Source organism: Polynucleobacter sp. 15G-AUS-farblos (assembly GCF_018882445.1).
In the GTDB taxonomy this organism is placed as follows: Bacteria; Pseudomonadota; Gammaproteobacteria; order Burkholderiales; family Burkholderiaceae; genus Polynucleobacter.
Genome location: NZ_JACVOM010000004.1, coordinates 98,102 through 122,965, shown reverse-complemented (window position 1 = coordinate 122,965; position 24,864 = coordinate 98,102). Strand labels below are relative to the sequence as shown.

The following is a 24,864-nucleotide window of genomic DNA, read 5'->3' as shown; positions in this document are numbered from 1 at the left end:
AACTGACTTGTTCTAAAACGGCGGTGGCGCAATGCTACCGGTAAATGATTTTGAACCTAGGTTTTGTAATATGTTCTGAATGTTTTTATCTTGCATCGCCATATTGCAAAAAGCCCCTTGTGCTAAGGCTGCTTGATAGCGGTTGGGAACATTAGATTTGATTTCTCGCCAGGCCGCCAAGGGATTCTCTTTCCAAACACCACTTTCAAAATTACCATACAGACGCCACTGAAAAGAATCACAACGAATACCTTCGTATTGAGCTTGTGTTTCGCCGCTAGGATTAGTTATTACAACGATATAGCGCGTTACTCCATCAGCCCCAATTAAGATGGAGTTGGTATCTACTGCAAATTTGAAAATAGTAGCTTGTGAAACATAGAAAGGCTGCAAAGTAGATTTATTTGGTGGGTTGAGAGGCATCGCTGTTGTGCCTTCTTTAAAGACCATCGGTGCAAACGGATCTAAGCCGCTTTGCAAGGCATCCCCAGCGCAGGCCATGAGGCTCAGGCAGATAAGCACGCCACAAACGTAGGAGTAGAGACGCTGGAGAAATGGTTTCATTTTGATTTGTGGTCCGTATTGGATTCTTTAGAAGACTCTTCGTTGTTGGAGTAAAGCGATTGCATCAGATCTAAAGGTGTACCCCAGGCCAGTTGCTGCATTCGTAGACCGCGAGCCAGATAGCGTGCTAATTCTGAAAGGGCGAGTTGGTAAACCTCACGCTTGAAGTCAATCACACCATCTAGCTGAATCCAGAAGGGAACCCAGCGCCAAGCATCAAACTCAGGATGTTCGGATGCCCGTAATTGAATATCGCTATCTAAGCCTACCAGGCGAAGTAAAAACCAAATTTGCTTTTGTCCACGATAAGCCGCACGGTGGACGCGGGTTGCATGTTGTCGACGCAAGTACTCCTCAGGGACGTCGTAACGAAGCCAATCCCTGGTCCGCCCAATAATTTGGACGTGCTCTGGCAGCAAGCCAACCTCCTCTTGCAATTCGCGGTACATGGCCTGCTCGGGGCTCTCACCATGTTGAATCCCGCCCTGCGGGAACTGCCACGAATGCTGCCCAACGCGTTTTCCCCAGAAAACCTCGTTACGGGCGTTGAGGAGGACAATGCCGACATTGGGGCGATACCCTTCACGGTCAAGCATGATCGTGCCTCAAATCCTTTAAAATCAATGATTTGATTATATCCATACATGAAAGCATCACAATCATTTCTCGCCACGCTAAAAGAAGCCCCCTCTGACGCTGAGGTGGTTTCGCACAAGCTCATGGTGCGCGCAGGTTTAATTCGTAAGCTCAGTGCTGGCGTTTATAACTATTTGCCCTTAGGTTTGAAAGTCATACGTAAGGTAGAAAACATCATTCGCGAAGAAATGAATCGTGCTGGTGCTATCGAATTATTGATGCCGATGATTCAGCCGGCTGAATTGTGGCAAGAAACAGGTCGCTGGGAGAAGATGGGCCCAGAGTTACTCCGCATCAAGGATCGTCATGATCGTGACTTTTTGATTCAGCCTACTTCCGAAGAAGTCATTACTGATTTGGCTCGAAATGAAATCAAGAGTTACAAACAGCTCCCAATCAATTTCTATCAAATTCAAACAAAGTTCCGCGACGAGCGTCGCCCCCGTTTTGGCATCATGCGTGGTCGTGAGTTCAGTATGAAGGATGCGTACTCTTTTGACCGCGATACCGAAGGCTTGAAAAAATCATATCAAGTCATGTTTGATGCTTACACCAAAATTTTTAAACGCATGGGCCTTCAATTCCGTGCAGTAACGGCAGACAACGGCGCTATTGGTGGCTCAGGTAGCCAAGAGTTTCATGTGATAGCCGAAACTGGTGAAGATGCGATCGTGTACTGCCCTAATTCAGATTACGCCGCCAATTTAGAGGCTGCTGAATCTCTAGCTTTGATTGCTGCAAGAGCTGCGGCAACTGCTGTGATGACCAAGGTGCCAACACCGAATCAAACCAATTGCGCTGATGTTGCGAAGTTTTTAAATGCGCCTCTAGAGAAGACTGTGAAGTCACTAATCTTTGCAGTGGATCAAGAGCAGGGACCGGCCAAACTCTTTATGTTGTTGGTACGTGGCGATCATGAACTGAATGAAGTAAAGGCGAGCAAGGTTCCTGGCATGGTGGAGTCGCGCTTTGCCACTGAAGCAGAAATTTTGCGTGCATGTAATGCGCCGGCTGGTTATTTAGGCCCTGTAGGCATCAGCTCCGATGTGACGGTAGTGGCCGATCGCACCGTGGCCAACATGTCTGATTTTATTTGTGGTGCAAATGATGCGGGCCATCACCTTACTGGTGTGAACTGGGTTCGTGATCTACCAGAGCCTTTGGTTTTAGATATTCGTAACGCCGTAGTGGGTGACCCGTCTCCCGACGGTAAAGGAGTAGTGGATATTTGTCGCGGCATTGAAGTGGGCCACGTATTCCAATTGGGAACACGTTATTCAGAGGCGATGGGTTGTACTTATTTAGATCAACAAGGTAAAGCACAGCCCATGGTGATGGGTTGTTATGGCATTGGGGTAACGCGCTTACTCGGTGCTGCGATTGAACAAGGTCACGATGAGCGCGGCATCATTTGGCCAATCTTGATGGCGCCATTTGAGGTAGTGATTTGCCCTATGAATTACGATCGATCAGAGCTCGTGAAGTCGACAGCGGATCAACTTCATGATGATTTACTCGCAGCAGGAATCGATGTCATTTTGGATGATCGTGGTGAACGACCAGGTGCGATGTTTGCTGACTGGGAGTTGATTGGTGCGCCGTTCCGCGTGGTGATTGGCGATCGTGGTTTGGCAGATTCTGTAGTGGAGTTTAAGGGGCGTACTGATGAAGAATCTCAGAACATTCCTTTAGCTGACATCAAAGAAAAAGTCATTGCATCCGTTGCTGCAGCTAAAAAGCAAGTGGCATAAAGGCTGAGTGACGCTTAGCCAGTTTCCTCTTTTCGAATTACTTCTTGAATAATCCGCCAATGCCTTTGGCTGCGCCTTTTGCAGCCATCGAGGCCATGGTGCGAGCCATTTTCCCGCCCTTAAATTGTTTCATCATGGTTTGCATTTGCTCAAATTGAGCCAAGAGGCGATTGACCTCTTGAACTTCCACCCCAGCACCAGCAGCGATCCGACGTTTACGACTGGCTTTTAGTAATTCGGGTTTGCTACGTTCGCGTGGCGTCATACTGTCAATAATTCCGCGCATCCGCTGAGTCTGTTTATCTGCATTGCTCAAGTTTGCTTTTGAAGCAGCTTGAGTAACCTGACTTGGCATCTTATCCATCAGACTTGCCATGCCACCCATCTTCTGCATTTGTAGAAGTTGATCGCGAAAATCTCCGAGATCAAAACCACCTTTAGAAATCTTGGTGGCCAACTTCTCTGCCTTGGCAACATCCACATGCTGTTGTGCTTGCTCAACCAGCGCCAGAATATCGCCCATTCCCAGAATGCGATTGGCCATACGCTCGGCATCAAAAGCCTCTAAGCCATCCATTTTTTCGGCTACACCAATAAACTTGAGTGGTACGCCGGTAACTTGACGAACAGAAAGCGCTGCGCCGCCACGTGAATCACCATCGAGCTTAGTTAGAATCACACCGGTTAATGGCAATGCTTCATGGAAGGCCTTTGCAGTATTCACCGCATCCTGACCCAGCATGGCGTCCACCACGAACAAGGTTTCAATTGGATTGAGGCTGGCATGCAAAGTTTGAATTTCTTGCATGAGTGCTTCATCGATACCAAGGCGACCGGCCGTATCAACTAAGACAACATCAAAGTAATGACGACGGGCCCAATCTAAAGCAGCAAGCGCAATATCGTTTGGTTTTTGATTGATATTGCTGGGGAAAAACTCAGCACCAACTTGTTTGGTAACGGTTTCTAACTGTTCAATAGCAGCAGGACGATAGACGTCACAAGAAACCGTTAGAACTTTTTTCTTTTTCTTCTCTTGCAACCACTTTGCCAATTTTCCAACAGAGGTGGTTTTACCTGCTCCCTGAAGGCCGGCCATCAAAATCACGGCAGGTGGTTGGGTCGCTAAATTGATCTCACCACTTTGATTACTGTCGCCCCGCATGACTTGGGCGAGCTCACGTTGTACGACGCCGACTAATGCTTGACCAGGGCTTAGACTGCCAACCACTTCTTCGCCAAGGGCTTTAAATTTAATTTGTTCTAACAGGGATTTCACTACTGGGAGGGCTACGTCGGCCTCCAGCAAGGCTAGCCGGATCTCCCGTAGCATCTCGGAGGTATTGGCTTCGGTAAGGCGGGCCTGCCCCCGCATTGTTTTAACAACGCGTGATAGACGATCGGTGAGGTTTTCTAGCATTTATCGATTAGACTTTCCAGATGGATATTTTAGGTCACCCAGCTTTCGAACTGCTTCCTCCCGCACTTTATCTGCTTCTTTTGCTTTTTTTGAGTTTTAGATCAAAGGACGGCGATGAGTCTTCGGCCTCAGTAGGCTTAATTCAGGGCTTTATTCTGTTTGCTTTGGTGGTTCACGGCCTTGTCTTACATGACTCGGTATTTACTGACCGGGGCTTTGTGTTTGGGTTTGCCCAGGATTTATCCTTAATTGTCTGGGTAGGGCTTGCCTTCTATTGGTTCCAATCTTGGTTTTTGCCCATCTCCAGCTTGCGTTGGCTAGCAGTGTTGTTTGCCATGGTGTGTTCATTACTACCTAGCCTTTTTCCTGGAATTTTAATTTCTCCAAAAGCAGTTGCTGACCCTTGGTTCAAGGGGCATTTCATCGTTGCCACAATTGCAGTCGGTTTGCTCAGTTTGGCCGCGATGCAAGCGATGTTGATGAGCATCCAAGATCGGGCCTTGCACCGCCAGCTGGCGATTATTCCGAATAGCCGTTTTGCACATTGGCTGGAAGATTTACCGCCATTGATGACGATGGAAAGCCTCTTATTCAACTTACTTTATGTAGGTTTTGCGCTCTTGAGTTTGACTGTATTTTCGGGTTTGCTATTTTCTCAAACATTGTTTGGAAAACCATTGGTGTTTGATCACAAAACCATCTTTGCTTTAATTTCATGGTTTTTATTTGCTGGTTTGCTAATCGCGCGTTGGCGCGTTGGTCTGCGTGGTCGTGCAGCCATACGATGGGTTTTGAGTGCTTACACTGCACTGCTACTTGCTTATGTTGGTAGTCGTTTTGTGTTGGAAGTCATTCTTCAGAGAGTGTGATCTGTGCTTAAGTGGCTTCTCTTAATAGCAGGCATTGTCCTGTCTTGCCTTTGGTTTAAAGATAAGAAACAGGCAAAGGCAGTGAAACAAGAAACCGCCACACCCAAGCCCGCTATGGCTAAGGCGGTATCTGAACCTGAAGCGATGGTCTTATGTGAGTTTTGTAAAGTCCACCTACCAACCTCTGATGCGCTGGTCATTGAAGACCGTTTTTATTGTTCCAAAGAACATTTGTATGCAATAGATGGGCGGGGTTGGTTAGGGGATGCGTTATGGCGCATTTCTCCGAATCAAGATGTCAGGCCCGAAAACATCATGCCTGACTTAGCTGTAGTTCATCACATTAGCCTGCCTCCAGGCGGTTTTAAAAGCCAAGTATCAAGTCAATACATCATCGATTTTTTTCAAAATAACTTAGATACCTCAGTGCATCCCTATTTTGAAGAGATTGCTTCCCAAAAAGTTTCCAGTCACTTCTTAATTACACGTGCTGGCAAATTAATTCAATTTGTTTCTACACAAAATAAGGCATGGCATGCCGGAGTTTCCTCATTTCTGGGCAGAGAAAAATGCAATGATTTTTCTATTGGTATCGAGCTAGAGGGTGATGGGGATACTGTTTTTGAAGAGCCTCAGTACCAGGCTCTCGCAAAACTGATGGCAGAGTTAAATAAGATGAATCCGCAATTACAGGTTGTTGGTCATAGCGATATCGCACCAGAACGCAAAACAGATCCAGGAAAATTATTTGATTGGAAAAAGTTCCAAAAAGCGACAGGCATCTCTTCAGAGAAACTCCCTTTTGGTCTTGATTCTCGTTAGCCTGTAATTTGTATGTGAGCATACGCTCACTTTTCTAGCCTTTACCTAAATAGGGCTTAAAAATACGCACCAAAATCACCCCAAAATAAGTATGAATCTTAGTAAAAATACTTATAAATATTCATCAGAAAAAGCTTACCAAAGCTTAAATATTTCCCTATACTTAGTGCCTAATGCACTTCGAAACACTAGATGTAGTGTTTGAATCTCGCAATACCCCATTGTTTTTTAACGATTTTTTGTCCAAATAACTATATATAAGCAGGAGCAACATGACATACGCTAATCCACAAACAGCAGGCCAACCTTCTGGTGCAAATAATCCAGGAATGAGTCCTGCAGGAGCTATTAATCAGGCTCCTTCTGCCGGTTTTGTTGCTGGTGGTGTTGGTGGTACTCAGGCAACCCAATTGTCTGATTACAAAATTATTCGCCGTAATGGCTCAGTTGTGGCTTTCGAGCCATCCAAAATTGCGATTGCCGTAACAAAAGCATTTTTAGCAGTTAATGGTGGTCAAGGCGCAGCTTCTGCTCGTGTTCGCGAGCAAGTAGAGCAATTAACCCATTCAGTAGTACGCGCTTTATTGCGTAGCCGTCCTAATGGCGGAACTTTCCACATTGAAGATATCCAGGACCAAGTTGAATTGGCCTTGATGCGCAGTGGTGAGCACAACGTAGCCCGTGCATACGTTTTGTACCGTGAGAAGCGCAACCAAGAGCGCGCCGCTCAACAAGAAGTTTCTCAGCAAACACAAACTGCAAATGAAGTCGGCGAGTCTGGCATCAAAGTAACCGATAACGGAGTAGAGAAGCGGTTGGATATGGCCGCTTTGCGTACTGTGATTGAAGCAGCTTGCGAAGGCTTGGGTAACAACATTGATGCCACACCTATCATTACTGAAACCATTAAGAATTTGTACGATGGTGTGCCAATGGCTCAAGTTTATGACTCAGCTATTTTGGCTTCACGTACCTTAATCGAAAAAGATCCTGCTTACAGCCAGGTGACCGCACGTATTTTGATGCACGTCATTCGTAAAGAGATTTTTGGTAAAGAAGTTTTGCAAGGTGATACACAAGCTGAATACAGCACTTACTTTGCGAAGTACATCAACGAGGGTATCTCTGCAGAATTGTTAGATCCACGCATGCGTGAGTTTGACTTGCCACGTTTGGCTGCTGCCTTGAATGCAAGCCGTGACTTGCAGTTCAACTACCTCGGTTTACAAACTTTGTATGACCGCTATTTCTTGCACATTGAGGAGCGTCGCATTGAAATGCCACAGGCCTTCTTCATGCGTGTTGCGATGGGCTTGTCTTTGAATGAGATGGATCGCGAGCGTCGTGCGATTGAGTTCTATGAAATCCTTTCTACATTTGATTTCATGTCAAGCACGCCAACCTTGTTTAATTCAGCAACCACTCGTCCTCAGCTCTCTAGCTGCTACTTGACGACTGTGGATGATGACCTTGATGGCATCTACGAAGCATTAAAAGAAAATGCTTTGTTGTCTAAGTTTGCAGGTGGCTTGGGTAACGACTGGACCAACGTTCGTGCCTTGGGTAGTCATATCAAAGGTACAAATGGTAAATCTCAAGGTGTGGTGCCATTCTTAAAAGTTGTGAACGACACTGCGGTTGCTGTGAACCAAGGCGGTAAGCGTAAGGGTGCAGTTTGCGCCTACTTGGAAACATGGCACTTAGATATTGAAGAGTTCTTGGAGTTGCGTAAGAACACTGGTGATGATCGTCGCCGTACGCACGACATGAATACCTCTAATTGGATTCCTGACTTGTTCATGAAGCGTGTCATGGAAGGTGGCGATTGGACTCTGTTCTCCCCATCGAATACGCCTGATTTGCATGACAAATTCGGTAGAGCGTTTGAAGAGGCTTATGTTGCCTATGAGCAAAAAGCAGATCGTGGTGAGCTAAAGCCATTCCGTAGAATTCCAGCGCAACAGTTATGGCGCAAGATGCTCGGCATGTTGTTTGAAACTGGCCACCCATGGATCACTTTCAAAGACCCTTGCAATATTCGTAGCCCACAACAGCATATTGGCGTAGTTCACTCTTCTAACTTGTGTACTGAGATCACCCTCAATACCAATGAGAGCGAAATCGCTGTATGTAACCTTGGTTCAGTGAACTTAACAGCTCACATGACTACCGATGCCAATGGCAAGATGATTTTGGATCACGAGAAGCTCCAAAAAACCGTGCGCACTGCCATGCGTATGTTGGATAACGTGATTGATATCAACTACTACGCAGTAGCAAAAGCGCGTAATTCCAACTTAAAGCATCGTCCGGTTGGTATGGGCATCATGGGCTTCCAGGATTGCTTGCATATGCAACGCATTCCTTACGCTAGCGATGAGGCTGTGAAGTTTGCCGATTCCTCCATGGAAGCCGTTTGCTACTACGCCTATCAAGCTTCTTGTGAGCTGGCTGAAGAGCGTGGTGTTTACAGCACCTATAAGGGCTCTTTATGGGATCGCGGCATTCTCCCGCAAGATTCAGTAGCGATGTTGGCAGCTGAGCGCGGTGGTTATGTTGAGGTAGACAACTCATCTACTATGGATTGGAGCGGTTTACGTGCGCGCATTAAGCAGCACGGTATGCGTAACTCCAATTGCGTGGCGATTGCGCCTACCGCAACAATTTCTAACATTATTGGTGTTTCAGCTTGTATCGAGCCGACTTTCCAGAACTTGTTTGTGAAATCGAACCTTTCTGGTGAGTTCACAGTGGTGAATGAGTACTTAGTGCGTGATTTGAAGGATCGCGGCCTTTGGGATGAAGTCATGATTGCGGATTTGAAGTACTTTGATGGCACTTTGTCTAAGATCGATCGCATTCCACAAGATTTGCGTGATTTGTACGCGACTGCGTTTGAAGTAGAGCCAAGCTGGTTGGTTGAAGCAGCTTCCCGCCGTCAAAAGTGGATCGACCAAGCGCAATCACTCAACATCTATATGGGTGGCGCTTCTGGCAAGAAATTGGACGATACCTACAAGTTGGCCTGGTTACGTGGCTTGAAGACGACTTATTACCTCCGCACTATGGCTGCAACACACGTTGAGAAATCAACCGTTGCCAGTGGCCAATTGAATTCAGTTTCTAGTGGCGGCGGTGTAAATGGTACTGATGCAGCAGCTGCCAGCGCAGCCGGCGGAGTTGAAGCGGATGGTCCAGTTTGCACAATGCGCCCAGGTGATGCTGGCTTTGAAGAATGTGAAGCATGTCAATAAGCGATTCGCTTATTGGCCATAAATAGAATAATTAGGAGAAAGTTATGTTGAATTGGGAAGAGGAAGTGGCTCCAGCACTAGCGAAAGCTGGTATTGCACCGCAGCCGGTTGCAGTGGAGCCACAACGTCCACAGCCAGATCAAGTGGCAATGGCGCCACAAGCAGCAGCACCAGCTAATGCAGCCAATTTATCTGGCGGTGCAGCTTTGCGTGTCAATGCTGCTGATAAGCGTGTGATTAATGCCAAGACCGACGTTAATCAGCTGGTTCCATTTAAATATAAGTGGGCTTGGGAGAAGTATTTAGCTGGTTGTGCAAACCACTGGATGCCACAAGAGATCAATATGAATCGCGATATCGCGCTTTGGAAAGATCCAAATGGCCTGACAGAAGATGAGCGTCGCATCATTAAGCGCAATCTGGGTTTCTTCACTACAGCAGATTCTTTGGCTGCTAACAATATTGTTTTGGGTACTTATCGCCACATTACCGCTCCAGAATGCCGCCAATACTTATTGCGTCAGGCTTTCGAGGAGGCTATTCATACCCACGCTTACCAATATATTGTGGAATCTTTGGGCTTAGATCAGTCCGAAATCTTTAACGCGTACAACGAAATTGAGTCAATTCGCGCCAAAGATCAGTTCTTAATTCCCTTTATCGATGTATTAACTGACCCAAATTTCAAGACTGGCACATTAGAAGCTGATCAAAAATTACTTCGTTCGCTGATTGTTTTTGCTTGCGTAATGGAAGGATTGTTCTTTTATGTTGGTTTTACGCAAATACTTGCAATGGGTCGCCAAAACAAAATGACGGGTGCTGCTGAGCAGTATCAATACATCCTTCGTGATGAGTCTATGCACTGCAATTTTGGTATCGATTTGATTAACCAAATCAAGCTGGAGAACCCGCAGTTATGGACTTCCGAGTTCAAAGACGAGATTAAATCCATCTTCGAAAAAGCAGTCGAATTAGAGTACCGTTATGCCGAAGATACGATGCCTCGCGGAGTGCTCGGATTGAACGCGCCGATGTTCAAAGGTTACCTAAGATACATCTGTAATCGCAGATGTTTGCAAATAGGACTTGACGCGATGTTCCCAAATGAAGAGAATCCATTCCCATGGATGTCAGAAATGATTGATCTTAAGAAAGAACGAAACTTTTTTGAGACACGCGTTATTGAGTATCAAACTGGTGGTGCGCTTAGTTGGGAGTAGTGAGGTAAGTAAAGCGCACAGTCGGTTAATTGGAGATTAGACGGTTGGATAGTTTAAGAAGTCAACAAAACAAGATTCAAATCCGAAAACCCTTAATTAAGGGTGCCTGGTCTACCCTCTCTATTTTTTACAGCATATTTAAGAAGCCGTTGTCCTTTGGGACCACGGCTTTTTTTCCAGGATTCATTAGCGTGCAGCACTTAGCATCAAGCCGTGCGCCGATGAATGGCTCGCTCGTCAGATCCAATCGGTTGCAAAACCAGGCGGAAACGAATGGTCGGGTCTTCTTAATCGGTAGTTTGTACTAATCCTCACGTGAAGGAGCATGACTATGGCAATCGCCAAGAAAAAACCTGCTGCAAAAAAACCAGCTGCTAAAAAAGTAGCTGCTAAGAAACCAGCTGCTAAAAAAGTAGCTAAAAAGAAGCCTGCTGCTAAGAAGCGTGTAGCTGCTAAGAAGCCTGCTGCTAAAAAAGTAGCTGCTAAAAAGCGTCCTGCTGCTAAGAAGCGTGTAGCTGCTAAGAAGCCTGCTGCTAAAAAAGTAGCTGCTAAAAAGCGTCCTGCTGCTAAGAAGCGTCCAGCTGCTAAAAAAGCTGCTGCGAAGCGTCCAGCTGCAAAAAAGCGCGTAGCAAAAAAAAAGTAAGTAAGCCTGCTGCGAAGAAAGCGGGCTCTGCTGTAAAAAAGCCCGCGGCTAAGAAAGCTGCACCAGCGACTAGTGCGTTGAATCCTGCTGCTGCTTGGCCCTTCCCAACTGGCACACGTCCTTAAACAGACGGGTGTTACTAGAAGGGGTCTCTCACGAGACCCCTTTTTTTATTACCTATTTTTCTAAAGCATTTCGGGTGCACCCCAAAATGAAGTTACGCTTTTAGAGGCTAAAGCCGAATGCAGACTTGAATTGATCAGCAATCTGATCTTTGCTCGGCTGATGGTTTTGAGGTCCCTGATGGGTAATTTTGATTGAACCCATCAAACTTGCAAGGCGACCAGTGGTTTCCCAATCCATTCCATTCTCTAAACCAAAGAGCAGTCCACCACGAAATGCATCGCCACACCCAGTTGGGTCTACAAGCTTTGCTGCTGGAACTGGCGGAATCGCAATGCATTTACCTTCCGAGTAAATGTCAGCACCTTCAGCCCCTTTAGTCACGATCAGGGCTTTCACACGTTCTGCGATCTTATCTAGACTCAAGCCCGTTCTTTGCGAGAGCATTTCGCCTTCATAGTCGTTTACCGCTAAAAAGCTAGCGATCTCTACAAGTTCAAGAAGTTCAGGGCCATTGAACATCGGTAAACCTTGGCCTGGATCAAATACAAACGGGATGCCAGCTTCTGCAAGTTGATGACAGTGTTCCCACATTCCTTGGCGACCATCAGGGGCAACAATGCCGAACTTGGCCTCGCCTTTTGCGTTTTTGCTGCGTTCAGTAACGACTGCAGAAACTTGATTGAGATGAGACTCGCCCATGGCGCCCGGATGAAAAGCGGTAATTTGATTGTTGGCTTGATCGGTTGTAATCATGGCTTGAGCTGTAAAGGCATGCTCGATCTGGCGGATATGGCTAGCATCAATCTTCAGTTGCTTGAGGCGCTCCATGTAAGGTGCCGCGTCACCACCAACCGTTGCCATGATGATGGGGTCACCACCCAATAGCTGAAGGTTATAGGCAATATTGCCAGCGCAACCACCGAATTCTCGGCGCATGGTGGGTACTAAAAAGGCGACATTGAGAATATGAATCTGTTCAGGCAGGATCTGATCTGCAAATTTGCCTTCAAAGTTCATGATGGTGTCGTAAGCGATAGAGCCACAAATCAAGCTAGCCATAAATTACTTTCTGTAAAAAATAAGGATAAAAAGGGAATGTGAGGATGGAATGTTGGAATTATTGTGAATAAAGCACGCGCACACGATAGCCTGCAGCATTTAGAGGAAGTGTTACTGGCAGTTGCGCATGAATTAATTCACCAGATGGCGCGCCCTTGGATGCAAATTCTGGATGAGATGCTTGCCATGCACTGGGTAACCATTCTTTTGGCGTTAATTGAATCGATTTCAGTTCAGATTCTTCTGCATCAGTCAGAGAAATTTCTAAATTCGGTACTAAAACTGCAATAGCAAGGCGATTTTGTATTTCAACTTCCAACACAGATTGATTTGGAGCGTTTTTAAGGCCCTCTCGCGCGTTTTCTGGTGATAACGTAACCGAAGTTATTTTCCACGCAGCAAAATCGCTTACAGGGCGATTGATGCAGCCTAATGCCATACATAATTTTTGATCAATACGATTTAATAAGGAAAAAGCCTTCACACTCATTGCATGAGATGTGCCATCAATCCGAGGTGCAAGTGCGGGTAATAAAGAATTCCTAGAAAGATGCTCACCAAAGATGAGGAGGAGCACTAAAAAAATACCTAGCAGGATTAATTTAAGACTTTTTTTTTGAGCTGGCGCAGAAATAGGCTGCACTTTGTCTTTTGGAAGAGCGCCATGCAGGCAAACCCAGCCTTCACTCTCTCTCCATACGGAAAGCGTGAGCCATTGGCTGTAAGTGGCGATCACTTCTTCTGCTTGACGTGCAAGTACGCCAGATAAAACAATTTGACCGCCTGGGCGCATCTTATTGACGAGGGCTGGTGCCAGCACCTGCAAAGGATTGGCCAGAATATTGGCCATCACGATGTCGTATTTGATTTCTGCTGCCAATTCAGGCGCATCTTCATTGGGCAATACAAATCGAATCACGGTGTTGTTGATCTCCGCATTGCTGCGTGCCGCCACCATCGCTTGTGGATCAATATCGGTACCAACTACCGGCTTTGCGCCTAATTTTGCTGCTGCTATCGCCAATATTCCGGAGCCACAGCCGTAGTCGAGCAGACTTTGGTTTTGTAAATTACGTTGTTGCTCTAGCCATAGTAGACACAAATGCGTAGTGGGATGGCTTCCCGTCCCAAAGGCTAAACCTGGATCAACGGCTAAACAGATTGCATTTGGATCGGTGGGTGCATCGTGCCAAGAAGGCACCACCCAAATGCGCTCGCCAATTTGAATTGGAGCGAATTGGCTTTGGGTTAATCGAACCCAGTCTTGTTCTTCAACAATTTTTTCTTGGGGTGCGGCCAAATTAAAGCCTGCGTCCTTGAGGGAAGCCAATAACTCAGAAATAAAGTCAGCGCTCCCTGAATCATCTATCTCAGGGTTAAAAAGCGCTGTGACTGAGGAGCGTTCCCATGCTTGCACTTCGGGAGAAAGACCTGGTTCTCCGTATAGAGGGTTCTCATCGTAACCTCCTGCAGCATCGTCCTCAACAGTGACCGACAGTGCTCCTAAATCGAGGAGGGCATCGCCTAAAGGTTCAGCAGTTTCAGCAACTACCGCAAAGACGAGCTCACGATATGACATACAGAACTCGCATCAACTAGGGTTTGCCGCGACTTGCAGCCTGCTCTTCTAAGCGATGCTCCAGATAATGAATGCTGGTGCCACCCTCTATGAAGTTTGGATCAAGCATCAGTTCACGGTGTAATGGCACGTTGGTTGTAATACCGTCAATCACCATTTCAGAGAGGGCAATCTGCATACGGCGTATCGCTTGTTCGCGAGTATTGCCATAAGAAATCAGCTTTCCAATCATCGAGTCATAGTTCGAAGGCACTACATATCCACTGTAAGCATGTGAGTCCACTCGAATTCCAGGTCCACCTGGCATGTGGAATGAACCAATTTTGCCTGGACTAGGTGTGAACTTGAAGGGATCCTCCGCATTTAAGCGGCACTCAATTGCGTGGCCACGGAAGACGATATCTTTTTGGCGATAGCTCAGCCTTAGACCGGCAGCAATGCGAATCTGCTCTTGAACAATATCAACACCGGTAATCATTTCGGTAACCGGGTGCTCAACCTGAACGCGGGTATTCATCTCAATAAAGAAAAATTCATTGTTTTCGTAGAGGAACTCAAAGGTTCCTGCACCGCGATAACCAATCTTGCGGCATGCCTCAGCACAGCGTTCACCAATCTTGGCAATCAAGCGACGATCAATACCGGGAGCCGGTGCTTCCTCAATCACTTTTTGGTGGCGACGTTGCATAGAGCAATCACGCTCACCAAGCCAAATGGCATTGCCATGGGTATCAGCCAAAATCTGAATTTCCACATGTCGAGGTTTTTCTAAAAACTTCTCCATATAGACTTGAGGATTACCAAAGGCGCGACCCGCCTCTTCTTTGGTCATATTGACGGCATTGAGCAGCGCTGCTTCAGTATGAACAACACGCATTCCACGTCCGCCACCTCCGCCTGCAGCCTTAATGATCACTGGATACCCAACCCGTTTGGCAGTAGCAATAATTTCTTTCGGATCATCTGACAAAGCACCCTCAGACCCTGGAACACAAGGTACACCCGCTTTAATCATGGCGCGCTTTGCAGAAACTTTATCGCCCATCAGTCGAATGGATGCGGCAGTCGGGCCAATGAAGGCAAAACCAGATTTCTCAACCCGCTCAGCAAAGTCAGCGTTTTCAGAAAGGAATCCATAACCAGGGTGAATTGCCTCTGCATCAGTCACTTCCGCCGCAGAAATAATTGCTGGCATATTGAGATAACTCAGGGGGGATGGTGCTGGCCCAATACAAACGGCCTCATCAGCTAGCCTCACATACTTTGCTTCTTTATCTGCAGTGGAATAGACCACCACAGTTTTAATTCCCAACTCGCGGCATGCGCGTTGGATACGGAGAGCAATTTCTCCCCGATTGGCAATCAGAATCTTATCGAACATGTCGGCTCTGAGTTAGGTAATAGCAGGTTGGAGGAACTTAGTAATTAAGCGATGATGAAGAGTGGCTGGTCAAACTCAACACCTTGACCGTTCTCACACAAAATCTGTTTAATCACACCGTCTTTTTCAGACTCGATCTCGTTGAGTAATTTCATCGCCTCAATAATGCAGAGCGTTTGACCTACTTTGACAATGTCGCCTACGTTAACGAAGTTGGGAGATTCTGGATTTGGTGCACGATAGAAAGTGCCAACCATAGGTGAGCGAGCAACAAAACCGGTTTCAGCAGGCTCTTCAGCTACAGGAGCAGCTGCTGGCGCTGGGGCAGTTTGTACAGGAGCCGCTTGAATTGCTTGTGCGGGAGCAGGGTTTGCATAAACCACCTGTCCTGCAGGGGCTGGAGCTCCTGCGTTGACGATTCTGACTCGATCTTCGCCTTCATTTACTTCTAACTCAGAAATGCCTGATTCAGATACCAGGTCAATCAAGGTTTTTAGTTTTCTCAGATCCATATTGAGTACTTCCTCTCTTGTAATTCTTTAATTAAGCTTATTTTTGTAAACGAGTAATCGCTGCTTGAAGTGCTAATTCGTAGCCGATTGCACCAAGTCCGCAGATCACGCCAGTAGCGATGTCGGAGAGATAGGAGTGCTTACGAAACTCCTCGCGTTGATGAATATTGGATAAATGCACTTCCGTAAATGGAATAGCAACACCAGCAAGAACATCCCGCAGGGCAACACTGGTGTGGGTAAAGGCGCCTGGATTAATGATGATGAAATCCACGCCATCTAATTTAGCTTTTTGAATCCGGTCAATTAGTTCGCCCTCATGATTGCTTTGGAAGGTATCTAAATCTACCGAGTGCGCTTTTGCGAGCTCTCCAAGCCTTTTATGAATATCTTCTAGGGTTGTTTTTCCATAAACATCGGGTTCACGGGTTCCCAGCAGATTGAGGTTTGGGCCTTGAATTACGAGAATTGAAGCTTTTTTCGACATAGTTCCCTGTTTTTAAAGGCAGTTAAGTATCAATTGCTACATTCGGCTTTTAACTACAAATGCATCTTTACTGAATTTGATACTTCATTTCTAACAGAAGAAAGTATACCTGTTTAGCCTCATCAAAAGCCTAAAAAATAGGAAATTTTAGCTATAGATATTGCACTTTATCGAGTTAAAAAGCTTAAATTAGGGTGCTTTAAGCAAGCTAGACCATCATTAAAAGACAATAACTGCCATCAAATGGCCGATTTAATTGCTTTTCTGAGCTCATCTTCGCTTATTTTCCCTAATTTACTATAAACAGCTTGACCCTTGGAGTTAATAATGAGGGTATAGGGTAGTGCTCCCGATGTATTGCCCATTTGCTTAGAGAGATTGCTGCCCTCCAAGCCGCCAATAACAATAGGGTATGACACAGGGGTCATATTTAGAAATTCACGAATATTAGAGGGCGAATCAATACCAATGCCTACAAATAAGACATTTTGCTGCAAGAACTCTTTCTGAAGCAGATCTAAAGTGGGCATTTCCTCAACACAGGGAGGGCACCAGGAGGCCCAAAAGTTCACAACCAAGACTTTTCCCTGCCATTCTTCAGATTTAATGGATTTGCCATCGGGTATTTGCCAGGGATTGGCAAAAAAGGCTTTGATAGCAGGGTCGCTAGCAAGACCTGTTTTTGAAATCCAATGAGAACTGAAGACTCCGGCTAGGAGCGCCAGAAGACTTATTAGGGTAATGATGATCCACTGTCTTCGATTCACGGCAACTCCTTCGCTAAAATTCGCAGATGCATATTCATATCTTGGGCATTTGCGGTACTTTCATGGGCGGCATTGCCGCAATCGCTCGTCAGGCTGGACATCGCGTTACAGGCTGCGATGCCAACGTGTATCCACCAATGAGTACTCAACTTCAAGCTCAGGGTATCGAACTCATTGAGGGATTCTCGCCAGACCAATTATTACAGTTTGCGACCATGCCGGATTTATTTGTTATCGGCAATGTGGTTTCACGCGGTAATCCATTGATGGAGGCCATTTTGAATCAAGGCCTGCCATATATTTCTGGGCCACAGTGGCTTGGCGAGCAAGTGCTTTATGGCAGACACGTATTGGCAGTGGCAGGTACGCATGGCAAGACCACCACATCTGCAATGCTCACATGGATTTTGGAATTCAATGACTACAAGCCGGGTTATTTAATTGGTGGAGTGCCTCTCAATTTTTCTGTATCAGCGCACCTTGGGGAGAGTCAGTATTTTGTTATTGAGGCCGATGAATATGACACGGCATTTTTTGATAAGCGCAGTAAGTTTGTGCACTACCGACCACGTACAGCCTTGTTAAATAATTTGGAGTTTGATCACGCAGATATCTTTGCGGATCTTGCGGCAATCGAAACCCAGTTTCATCATTTAGTACGCACCGTTCCGAGTGATGGCCTGTTGGTAGTGAATGGCGAGGAGCCTGCACTAGAGCGGGTTGTGACGCGTGGCGCTTGGGCGCCTGTAGAGCGCTTTGGGCATGAATTAAATAACGAGTGGTCACTCATTTCACAAGAAGGTGACGGATTTATTGTCAGAAAATCTGGCAAAGAAGTCGCTACCGTGAAGTGGGCACCAGACTCTGGTGTTATGGGAAGACACAATCAACTCAATGCACTAGCGGCCATAGCTGCTGCAAATCATATTGGTATTTCACCGGAAGACAGTGCCCGTGCCTTAGCAGTATTTAAGAATGTCAAACGCCGTTTAGAAACTATCGGAGTGGCAAATGACATTACGGTCTACGATGATTTTGCACATCACCCGACAGCCATCACCACCACGGTAGATGGTTTGCGCCGCCGCGTGGGTCAATCGCGTATTTTGGCGGTGTTAGAGCCTCGCTCTAACACTATGAAATTAGGTGTGATGAAAGCGCAGCTTCCAGCCAGTCTAGAAGCGGCAGACAAAATTTTTGCTTATGGCGCTAGCTCAGGTAAAGAATCTTTGGGATGGGATTTGAATGAGGTTTTGGCACCCCTTAATCGCACAAGTGCTGACAGAGCTAAAGCATTTGATGATTTAAGTGCATTAGTAGAAGCTGTAGCTCATGAGGCGAAACCAGGAGATCATATTCTGGTGATGAGTAATGGCGGCTTTGGCGGTGTACATCACAAAATATTGAAAGCCTTGGTGGGATAAGTAGTGTTGATGATGCTTTAGTTAAAAGATGACAATGGTATTCAGAGAAAAGAAGAAAGCAAAATGGGCAATAGATTAAAAGATAAAGTAGCCATCATCACTGGAGCAGCAAAAGGAATTGGTTTTGCGACCGCGCAACGATTTGCTCAAGAGGGCGCGAAGGTCATGATTGCCGATATCAATCCTGAGCTCGTAAAGGGAGCGGCTGCCCAAGTTCCGCATGCGGAGGGCTATGAAATGAATGTGACTGATCGTGCAAGCATTCAAGCGGTGGTGGATCAAGTCATGCAAAGACATGGACGCATTGATATCTTGATTAACAATGCCGGTATTACGCAAGATGCGCGTTTAATTAAGATGACTGAAGCGCAGTTCGATACAGTAATTGATGTGAATTTAAAGGGCGTGTTTAATTGCACTCAATTAATTGTTCCCCATATGCTCGAGGCTGGTTCAGGTGCCGTGGTCAATGCATCGAGCGTAGTGGGCCTTTATGGCAATTTTGGTCAGACTAATTACTCCGCCACTAAATTTGGTGTGATCGGGTTTACTAAGACATGGGCTCGTGAGCTTGGCCCTAAAGGGATTCGCGTGAATGCGGTATGCCCAGGCTTCATCGCTACCGAGATGGTCAAAGCGATGCCAGAAAATATTTTGCAAGATATTGAAAGACGCAGTTGGTTGGGGCGTCTGGGCACCCCAGAAGAAATGGCGAATGTCTATTTATTTCTATCTAGTGATGAGGCGAGCTACGTCAATGGCGTTGCTCTAGAGGCCAGCGGCGGGATTTCCCTCTAAGCATGAATCTTGTCTATGAAGAGGGTGGCGATGTCAAAATCGCAACAGTACAGTCTGCATCTGGTTCTGGGGATTCAGAAACCTGGCAGGCCACTAGTCTTTCCGGTAAAAAGATCAAGCTAAAGGCCAAAGAAGTTTGGATACGTTTTGAGAAACCTGAGGCTCAAGCAGTCATGGATGAGGCACAACTGCTTTCCAAAGAAATTGATCTGCAATTGCTTTGGGACTGTGCGCCCGAGGAAGAATTTAGCTTGCTTGATGTTGCTCTGGAGTATTTTGGAGATCAGGCCAGCATTCCTCAGCAAGTGGCTTTAGCGACTGCCCTCCAAGGTGCGCCAGTCTTTTTTCGACGTAAGGGTCGTGGGCGCTTTCAGCGGGCTCCCCTAGAGCAATTGCAAGCAGGCTTGCTAGCCTTAGAGCGAAAGCAAAAAGAATCAGAACAGCAAGCACTTTGGCAGCAAGAGCTGGTAGCAGGGCAGTTTCCTGAAGTCCTAAAGTCGTCTGCGCATCAATTACTGTTTTCTCCAGATAAAAATACTTCTGCTTACAAGGCCTTGATTGCGGCCTGCTCACAAACTGGTGAGTCACCGGCCCAATTAATGATTCGGTGCTCTGCTATTGAGTCACCTTTGGCATATCACCAAGGCTTATTTCTCAAAGACCATTTTCCCAATGGCACAGGGCATAACAAGTCCATTGGGGTAGATCAAGCATCGTACGAAGCGGCGGTAGCTGAATTACCCCTTGCTTCAGTCAAAGCATTTTCAATTGATGATGCAGGTACCACGGAGATTGATGATGCGCTCTCGGTCACTGAGCTAGCGGATGGTGGCCACCGAGTCGGCATTCATATCGCCGCACCAGGCTTGGCGATTGCGAGGGATGATCCACTGGACCAAGTGGCACGGCAACGAATGTCGACAGTGTATTTTCCTGGTGACAAAATTACGATGCTGCCTGATTCGGTAATTAAACAGTTTTCACTGGATGAGGGTGAAGCTCGACCTGCCTTGTCGATCTATGTTGATATTGATGCTGCTGGTGTAGTGAATAAAGACACCTTGCAGATGCGTGCAGAGATGGTGCCGATGGCTGCCAATCTGCGCTTGGAGGATTTGGAGCACTTAGTCAGTGATGAGAGTTTGCAGGATGAGAGTGCAAACTATCCTTTCCGTAAAGAATTAGCGGTTTTATGGAAGGCTGCTAAGCTCTTGCATGCAGGACGTCAAGAGAAGCGGGTTGCCAATGGACTTCGTCCAGAGCAATTGGGAGCGTTAGATCCTAATGCCTTAGCAAGAGATTTTTATTTTGAAGTGAGTCAGGTTGATGGTGCAGAACGAATTGGCATTATTCCTCGTCAACGCGGTTCAGTTTTAGACACCATCGTGGCCGAATGGATGATCTTTTGTAATAGTGCTTCTGGCCAGTTGCTTGCTGAGCATGGTTTGCCTGGATTATTTAGGACCCAAAAGGGTTGGGGTCCGATGCGTACCAGAATGCAAACAAGCCCAGGGCCGCATGAGGGCTTGGGCTTAGATTATTACGCTTGGTGTACTTCACCATTACGACGATATTCTGACTTAGTAAATCAATGGCAATTAATTGCTCTAGCTAAGCACGGTGTAACCGCCAAGATGGTTGCTCCTTTTCCGCCACGCGATGCAGTCTTAATGGGTATTGCAGCTGACTTTGAGTCCTGCTACCAAGTTTATGGTGAATATCAAGATAGGTTAGAGAAATACTGGTGTTTGCGTTGGATAGCGCAGGAGGGTGGATCGAGAACGGTATATGTTCGCCACCTCAAAGAAGGCATGTCTCGAGTCGAATTGGTGCCGCTGCATATTCCTATTCCAGAATTGGCTACCCATCCTCGTATGACACGTGCTCAAGTAGTTATTGCTGATGTGGATCTGCTGCAACTGGGTGCTGGCGTTAGGGTATTAGAAATTGAGTCCCCAGCAAAAATTGCAGAGGAGCTTGCTGAAGAGCTCGCAAAGGATATTGCTGAAGAGAATGTAGATAAGCCCGCTGAAGATGAAAGTCCAGAGTAGTTCTACCATCGCTTATCTTCAAAATGCTTGGCGTCGCCATCCATTTCAGTTTGCCCTTTGCGCATCACTCCTCATCCACCTACTCTTTTTATCTGTACGCTGGGGTGCTGGGGAAATCCAGAGTCGTAGACTCAATACACCACTGAGTGTAGTGCTGGTAAATGCGAGCAATAAAACGCCGCCGCAACAGGCTAATAAATTAGCTCAGGCAGATCTGCAAGGCGGTGGTAAGACCGATAAGCAAGATGCAACTGTGATACACAGAGCACGCTTGGGTGCGGAAGCTCGCTTAGAGATTTTGGAGAAACAGCAAAAACAAATGTTGGCAAAGTTAGATGAGCAACGTGCTCGCTCTGGGGGTCGGAAAAGTGGTGATGAACAGAAAATGGCGCCACAACTCAACTCCTTGGAAGCTGAGCTAGCTAAGCGTTTACAGACTGATGGCCAAGGTCCTCGCCGTAAAGTATTAACTGGAACAACCGCGAAGGCAGTGAGCTTTGCACATTATTACGATGCGATGCGTCAAAAGATTGAAGCATATGGCAGTGCTTTTTTCCCACGCGCAAACGGGCGACCCTTATATGGCAGTTTGATTATTGTGGTGAGCGTGGATGCCCAGGGAAACATTACCAATAATGCCCAAGGCAAGGATGGTGTATCGATTGGCCGCAGCTCAGGTAATGCCGAGCTAGATCGCCAGGCTCTAGCGATTGTGCGTGCCTCGGCTCCATTTGGGGCTTTTCCATCTGAAATGCGCAAACAAATTGATGTTTTGGATTGGGTCTCGACTTTTGAATTTACCCGCGAGGGTAGCGATCGACTGGAATTACGGCGTTAATTTGCTTTGAAAAATAGTTCAAGAAATAGATCAAAAACTCGCTTATTCTCTCAATATGACTTCATCTGCATCCATGGATTTACACACCGACCCGAGCTTATTCAGGGGCTTGGATGTGTACGCTGTTGTAGGTAATCCCATTGCGCATAGTAAGTCTCCATTAATTCATGCAAAGTTTGCAGAGCAATCGAATCAAGCGATGCATTACGGACACTTGCAGCCAGATTTAGGGGGATTTGCAAAAGCAGCACAAGATTTTTTTGCTGCTGGAGGCAAGGGTATGAATGTGACTGTTCCTTTCAAGCTAGATGCACAAGCTTTAGCCCAAGTCTTAACCCCAAGAGCCAAGTTGGCTGGGGCAGTAAATACCTTATGGATCGAGGGGCAGCAGATTTTTGGTGACAATACCGATGGTGCTGGCTTGGTTCGAGACTTATTAGCTCAAGGCATTACGCTGAGAGGCGCGCGCATATTACTTTTAGGTGCTGGTGGTGCCGCACGTGGCGTGTTAAGTCCATTGCTGGATCAGCTGCCAAAAAACTTGGTGATTGCTAATCGTTCTGCTGCTAAAGCAGGCGAATTAGTAAGCATCTTTGCCAATTTGGCAAAAGAAAAAAACACCACTTTGGAATCAGTCACTCTTGAGGGTTTGGAAGACTCCAAAAATACAGCCCCATTTGATTTAGTGATTAATGCCACTGCAGCTGGCCTTGATAATCAATCTCCTCTGAGTCATGCGGCTGCAGCCAATGTATTCGTACCCAGTTCATTTGCCTATGAAATGCTTTATGGGAAGACAAGCAGATTTATGCAGCAAGCGCTGCAAAGAGGCGCACGTGTGAGTGATGGTTTGGGTATGCTGGTAGAACAAGCGGCTGATGCATTCTTGATTTGGCGTGGTAATGAGCTCGCCTCGTCGATTGATCCAAGAGCAGTATTGGCGCAACTCAGAAGCTAGTCTTCTTCTCATGCGTTGGTTTGCCTATCCCATTAAATGCCTCTTGTTTGGCGTGCTAGCAATGCAAGCGTACTTTGCTATTCAGATTGGCTTGTGGACAAAATTCAATCCAGATAGCACCGCATTTCAACGCGCTGAGCGCTGGCGCTTATGTTCCTGGCATTGGTCATGCCCCATCCAATCAAAGTGGACGCCTTACGACAAGATTTCTGGGAATCTAAAACGGGCTGTATTGGTAAGTGAGGACGATATCTTTTTTCAACATAAAGGTGTCCGTGTTGAGGATATGCAAAAGGCCTGGGAAAAGAATCAACAGAAGCACCGCTCAGGTAATAAAACTAAAACGGCATTACGGGGCGGCTCAACGATTACTCAGCAATTGGCTAAAAATTTATTTTTATCCTCAGAGCAAAATTATTTGCGTAAGGGTCAAGAGCTCATCATTACTGGCTTACTAGAGTTAACACTCTCAAAACAAAGATTATTTGAGATCTATCTCAACTCTGTCGAGTGGGGCGAGGGCATTTTCGGCATCGGGGCAGCCTCACAGCGCTATTACGGTATTACTCCCTCTGCCTTAGATCGAGAGCAGTCTGCAGCTTTAGCTTCTGCTTTGCCAGCACCAAAATGTTTTGATAAAGCTCAGTATTGTCGTAAGGCCAATATCCATTTTCCGACTCGCCAAGAATTTATCTTGGAATATATGGATCGGGTAGCCTTAACTCCAACGCCTAAGAGTAGCTCTAGTAAATAGTTAATACTCGAACAGAAGGCCGCACTAATATCAGCACTAATAAAATGATTTTGCTGCTGCAGCCCTGAGCGCATCGCGCGTATTGAGGGCTACTGCTCTTGCCGCTTCAGCAAAATCACTTCCAGAGCTTGCATAGAGAATCGCCCTTGAAGAATTAATGATCATGCCTGTACCGGGTTTATTGGGAATGGCACCTGCTTTAACGGTGGCATCAATATCACCGCCCTGGGCACCAATGCCTGGTATGAGTAAAGGCATCTCGCCAACAATGGCACGTACTTTTGCAATCTCTTCTGGGAATGTGGCGCCTACAACTAGACTGATTTGACCGGAGCTATTCCATTGTTGTGCTGCCAGTTTGGCTACATGTAGATATAGCGGTTGACCATCAGGAGACACGTTCAAGAACTGTAGGTCGGAGCCGCCAGGGTTAGAGGTGCGACAGAGTACGATGACGCCTTTGCCAGCGTGCTTGAGATAGGGTTCGATGGTGTCAAAGCCCATATAGGGGTTGACGGTAATCGCATCAGCTCCATAGCGTTCAAAGGCTTCTAGAGCATAGTGGTCAGCCGTGCTGCCAATGTCACCCCGCTTGGAATCCAGAATGACTGGAATATGGGGATACTTCTCCTTGAGATGTTTAATGAGTTTTTCGAGTTGCGCCTCAGCCCTTTGGGAGGCAAAGTAAGCAAACTGGGGTTTAAAGGCGCAGACTAAATCAGCGGTTGCATCAGCGATTTCTCGGCAGAACTCAAATATGCCCTCTGGTTTCCCTTGTAGCGCTGAGGGTAAGCGCTTGGGGTCTGGGTCAAAACCAACACACAGCATGCTGCCTTGAGAAGCCCATGCAGACTGGAGTTGCTGGTTAAAGGTATTTGAGCGAGAGTTCATTGGATTTGGCTTATTTTAGTGAAACTATTATGTTCTATAGGATAAACTAGCGCACAT

The 24,864-nt window shown here is 46.5% G+C and carries 22 protein-coding genes and 1 pseudogene; 12 read left to right on the top strand and 11 right to left on the bottom strand.

What is annotated here, in order from left to right:
* Nucleotides 1-12: 12 nt before the first annotated feature.
* Entirely contained in the window at nucleotides 13-564 is a 552-nt protein-coding gene (locus ICN41_RS07560; RefSeq protein ID WP_216292336.1) for a CNP1-like family protein, read from the bottom strand.
* On the bottom strand, nucleotides 561-1,160 hold the full coding sequence (locus ICN41_RS07555; RefSeq protein ID WP_216292335.1) for an RNA pyrophosphohydrolase: 600 nt from the start codon (nucleotides 1,158-1,160) through the stop codon (nucleotides 561-563). The genes ICN41_RS07560 and ICN41_RS07555 overlap by 4 nt, the downstream gene beginning before the upstream one ends.
* A gap of 48 nt (nucleotides 1,161-1,208) precedes the next feature.
* Between ICN41_RS07555 and ICN41_RS07550 the strand changes: the two genes are divergently transcribed.
* Nucleotides 1,209-2,951 carry a proline--tRNA ligase gene (locus ICN41_RS07550; RefSeq protein WP_216292334.1) on the top strand — a complete coding sequence of 581 codons (1,743 nt, stop codon included), beginning with the start codon at nucleotides 1,209-1,211 and terminating at the stop codon, nucleotides 2,949-2,951.
* Nucleotides 2,952-2,988: 37 nt separating this feature from the next.
* On the opposite strand, the gene ffh is transcribed toward ICN41_RS07550, so the two are convergent.
* Nucleotides 2,989-4,371, bottom strand: coding sequence for a signal recognition particle protein (gene ffh / locus ICN41_RS07545; RefSeq protein ID WP_216292333.1), 1,383 nt, complete (start codon nucleotides 4,369-4,371; stop codon nucleotides 2,989-2,991).
* Between the two features lie 89 nt (nucleotides 4,372-4,460).
* On the opposite strand from ffh, the gene ICN41_RS07540 reads away from it, so the two are divergent.
* From ICN41_RS07540 to ICN41_RS07520, 5 genes are all read left to right on the top strand, one after another.
* Nucleotides 4,461-5,240, top strand: a complete 780-nt coding sequence (locus ICN41_RS07540; protein WP_255537939.1) for an inner membrane protein YpjD — start codon at nucleotides 4,461-4,463, stop codon at nucleotides 5,238-5,240.
* A gap of 3 nt (nucleotides 5,241-5,243) precedes the next feature.
* Nucleotides 5,244-6,062: a 1,6-anhydro-N-acetylmuramyl-L-alanine amidase AmpD gene (gene ampD / locus ICN41_RS07535; RefSeq protein WP_370629114.1), complete on the top strand. Its 819-nt coding sequence runs from the start codon at nucleotides 5,244-5,246 to the stop codon at nucleotides 6,060-6,062.
* A gap of 272 nt (nucleotides 6,063-6,334) precedes the next feature.
* Nucleotides 6,335-9,316, top strand: a complete 2,982-nt coding sequence (locus ICN41_RS07530) for a ribonucleoside-diphosphate reductase subunit alpha (RefSeq protein ID WP_216292331.1) — start codon at nucleotides 6,335-6,337, stop codon at nucleotides 9,314-9,316.
* A 44-nt stretch (nucleotides 9,317-9,360) separates the two neighbouring features.
* Entirely contained in the window at nucleotides 9,361-10,539 is a 1,179-nt protein-coding gene (locus ICN41_RS07525; RefSeq protein ID WP_216292330.1) for a ribonucleotide-diphosphate reductase subunit beta, read from the top strand.
* 331 nt (nucleotides 10,540-10,870) lie between these two features.
* Nucleotides 10,871-11,182 (top strand): histone H1-like repetitive region-containing protein, encoded by a 312-nt coding sequence (locus ICN41_RS07520; protein ID WP_255537938.1) that lies wholly within the window; start codon nucleotides 10,871-10,873, stop codon nucleotides 11,180-11,182.
* A 225-nt stretch (nucleotides 11,183-11,407) separates the two neighbouring features.
* On the opposite strand, the gene ICN41_RS07515 is transcribed toward ICN41_RS07520, so the two are convergent.
* The 7 genes and pseudogenes from ICN41_RS07515 to ICN41_RS07490 all read right to left on the bottom strand — a co-directional run bounded on the left by ICN41_RS07515 (nucleotide 11,408) and on the right by ICN41_RS07490 (nucleotide 17,093).
* Nucleotides 11,408-12,367 (bottom strand): carbohydrate kinase family protein, encoded by a 960-nt coding sequence (locus ICN41_RS07515; protein WP_216292329.1) that lies wholly within the window; start codon nucleotides 12,365-12,367, stop codon nucleotides 11,408-11,410.
* Nucleotides 12,368-12,425: 58 nt separating this feature from the next.
* Nucleotides 12,426-12,944, bottom strand: coding sequence for a DUF3426 domain-containing protein (locus tag ICN41_RS11390; protein ID WP_370629120.1), 519 nt, complete (start codon nucleotides 12,942-12,944; stop codon nucleotides 12,426-12,428).
* Between the two features lie 84 nt (nucleotides 12,945-13,028).
* Nucleotides 13,029-13,946, bottom strand: a pseudogene (gene prmA / locus ICN41_RS11385) (50S ribosomal protein L11 methyltransferase); the annotation flags it as partial.
* Between the two features lie 16 nt (nucleotides 13,947-13,962).
* Nucleotides 13,963-15,327 (bottom strand): acetyl-CoA carboxylase biotin carboxylase subunit, encoded by a 1,365-nt coding sequence (accC, locus tag ICN41_RS07505; RefSeq protein WP_216292327.1) that lies wholly within the window; start codon nucleotides 15,325-15,327, stop codon nucleotides 13,963-13,965.
* A gap of 44 nt (nucleotides 15,328-15,371) precedes the next feature.
* Complete coding sequence (gene accB, locus ICN41_RS07500; protein WP_216292326.1) at nucleotides 15,372-15,839, bottom strand: acetyl-CoA carboxylase biotin carboxyl carrier protein; 468 nt, start codon at nucleotides 15,837-15,839, stop codon at nucleotides 15,372-15,374.
* A gap of 37 nt (nucleotides 15,840-15,876) precedes the next feature.
* Nucleotides 15,877-16,326 (bottom strand): type II 3-dehydroquinate dehydratase, encoded by a 450-nt coding sequence (gene aroQ, locus ICN41_RS07495; protein WP_216292325.1) that lies wholly within the window; start codon nucleotides 16,324-16,326, stop codon nucleotides 15,877-15,879.
* 239 nt (nucleotides 16,327-16,565) lie between these two features.
* Complete coding sequence (locus tag ICN41_RS07490) at nucleotides 16,566-17,093, bottom strand: redoxin family protein (RefSeq protein WP_216292324.1); 528 nt, start codon at nucleotides 17,091-17,093, stop codon at nucleotides 16,566-16,568.
* Between the two features lie 26 nt (nucleotides 17,094-17,119).
* Here ICN41_RS07490 and mpl point away from each other — a divergent pair, with 26 nt between their 5' ends.
* From mpl to mtgA, 6 genes are all read left to right on the top strand, one after another.
* Entirely contained in the window at nucleotides 17,120-18,517 is a 1,398-nt protein-coding gene (gene mpl, locus ICN41_RS07485) for a UDP-N-acetylmuramate:L-alanyl-gamma-D-glutamyl-meso-diaminopimelate ligase (RefSeq protein WP_216292323.1), read from the top strand.
* Nucleotides 18,518-18,580: 63 nt separating this feature from the next.
* Nucleotides 18,581-19,315 (top strand): 3-oxoacyl-ACP reductase FabG, encoded by a 735-nt coding sequence (fabG, locus tag ICN41_RS07480; protein ID WP_216292322.1) that lies wholly within the window; start codon nucleotides 18,581-18,583, stop codon nucleotides 19,313-19,315.
* A gap of 2 nt (nucleotides 19,316-19,317) precedes the next feature.
* Nucleotides 19,318-21,366 (top strand): RNB domain-containing ribonuclease, encoded by a 2,049-nt coding sequence (locus tag ICN41_RS07475; protein ID WP_216292321.1) that lies wholly within the window; start codon nucleotides 19,318-19,320, stop codon nucleotides 21,364-21,366.
* Entirely contained in the window at nucleotides 21,350-22,204 is an 855-nt protein-coding gene (locus tag ICN41_RS07470; RefSeq protein ID WP_216292320.1) for an energy transducer TonB, read from the top strand. Before ICN41_RS07475 ends, ICN41_RS07470 begins: the two co-directional genes overlap by 17 nt.
* A 55-nt stretch (nucleotides 22,205-22,259) precedes the next feature.
* A complete protein-coding gene (gene aroE / locus ICN41_RS07465) occupies nucleotides 22,260-23,162 on the top strand; it encodes a shikimate dehydrogenase (RefSeq protein ID WP_216292319.1) in 903 nt (300 codons plus the stop codon).
* A gap of 10 nt (nucleotides 23,163-23,172) precedes the next feature.
* Nucleotides 23,173-23,916: a monofunctional biosynthetic peptidoglycan transglycosylase gene (gene mtgA / locus ICN41_RS07460; RefSeq protein WP_216292538.1), complete on the top strand. Its 744-nt coding sequence runs from the start codon at nucleotides 23,173-23,175 to the stop codon at nucleotides 23,914-23,916.
* 36 nt (nucleotides 23,917-23,952) lie between these two features.
* Here mtgA and pyrF read toward each other — a convergent pair whose 3' ends face one another.
* Complete coding sequence (gene pyrF, locus ICN41_RS07455; RefSeq protein ID WP_216292318.1) at nucleotides 23,953-24,807, bottom strand: orotidine-5'-phosphate decarboxylase; 855 nt, start codon at nucleotides 24,805-24,807, stop codon at nucleotides 23,953-23,955.
* Nucleotides 24,808-24,864 lie beyond the last annotated feature (57 nt).

Coding starts and splice junctions, on each gene's coding strand:
- ICN41_RS07560 (WP_216292336.1), bottom strand. CDS start 564: ATGAAACCATTTCTCCAGCGTCTCTACTCCTACGTTTGTGGCGTGCTT.
- ICN41_RS07555 (WP_216292335.1), bottom strand. CDS start 1,160: ATGCTTGACCGTGAAGGGTATCGCCCCAATGTCGGCATTGTCCTCCTC.
- ICN41_RS07550 (WP_216292334.1), top strand. CDS start 1,209: ATGAAAGCATCACAATCATTTCTCGCCACGCTAAAAGAAGCCCCCTCT.
- ffh (WP_216292333.1), bottom strand. CDS start 4,371: ATGCTAGAAAACCTCACCGATCGTCTATCACGCGTTGTTAAAACAATG.
- ICN41_RS07530 (WP_216292331.1), top strand. CDS start 6,335: ATGACATACGCTAATCCACAAACAGCAGGCCAACCTTCTGGTGCAAAT.
- ICN41_RS07525 (WP_216292330.1), top strand. CDS start 9,361: ATGTTGAATTGGGAAGAGGAAGTGGCTCCAGCACTAGCGAAAGCTGGT.
- ICN41_RS07520 (WP_255537938.1), top strand. CDS start 10,871: ATGGCAATCGCCAAGAAAAAACCTGCTGCAAAAAAACCAGCTGCTAAA.
- ICN41_RS07515 (WP_216292329.1), bottom strand. CDS start 12,367: ATGGCTAGCTTGATTTGTGGCTCTATCGCTTACGACACCATCATGAAC.
- accC (WP_216292327.1), bottom strand. CDS start 15,327: ATGTTCGATAAGATTCTGATTGCCAATCGGGGAGAAATTGCTCTCCGT.
- accB (WP_216292326.1), bottom strand. CDS start 15,839: ATGGATCTGAGAAAACTAAAAACCTTGATTGACCTGGTATCTGAATCA.
- aroQ (WP_216292325.1), bottom strand. CDS start 16,326: ATGTCGAAAAAAGCTTCAATTCTCGTAATTCAAGGCCCAAACCTCAAT.
- mpl (WP_216292323.1), top strand. CDS start 17,120: ATGCATATTCATATCTTGGGCATTTGCGGTACTTTCATGGGCGGCATT.
- fabG (WP_216292322.1), top strand. CDS start 18,581: ATGGGCAATAGATTAAAAGATAAAGTAGCCATCATCACTGGAGCAGCA.
- ICN41_RS07475 (WP_216292321.1), top strand. CDS start 19,318: ATGAATCTTGTCTATGAAGAGGGTGGCGATGTCAAAATCGCAACAGTA.
- ICN41_RS07470 (WP_216292320.1), top strand. CDS start 21,350: ATGAAAGTCCAGAGTAGTTCTACCATCGCTTATCTTCAAAATGCTTGG.
- aroE (WP_216292319.1), top strand. CDS start 22,260: ATGACTTCATCTGCATCCATGGATTTACACACCGACCCGAGCTTATTC.
- mtgA (WP_216292538.1), top strand. CDS start 23,173: ATGCGTTGGTTTGCCTATCCCATTAAATGCCTCTTGTTTGGCGTGCTA.
- pyrF (WP_216292318.1), bottom strand. CDS start 24,807: ATGAACTCTCGCTCAAATACCTTTAACCAGCAACTCCAGTCTGCATGG.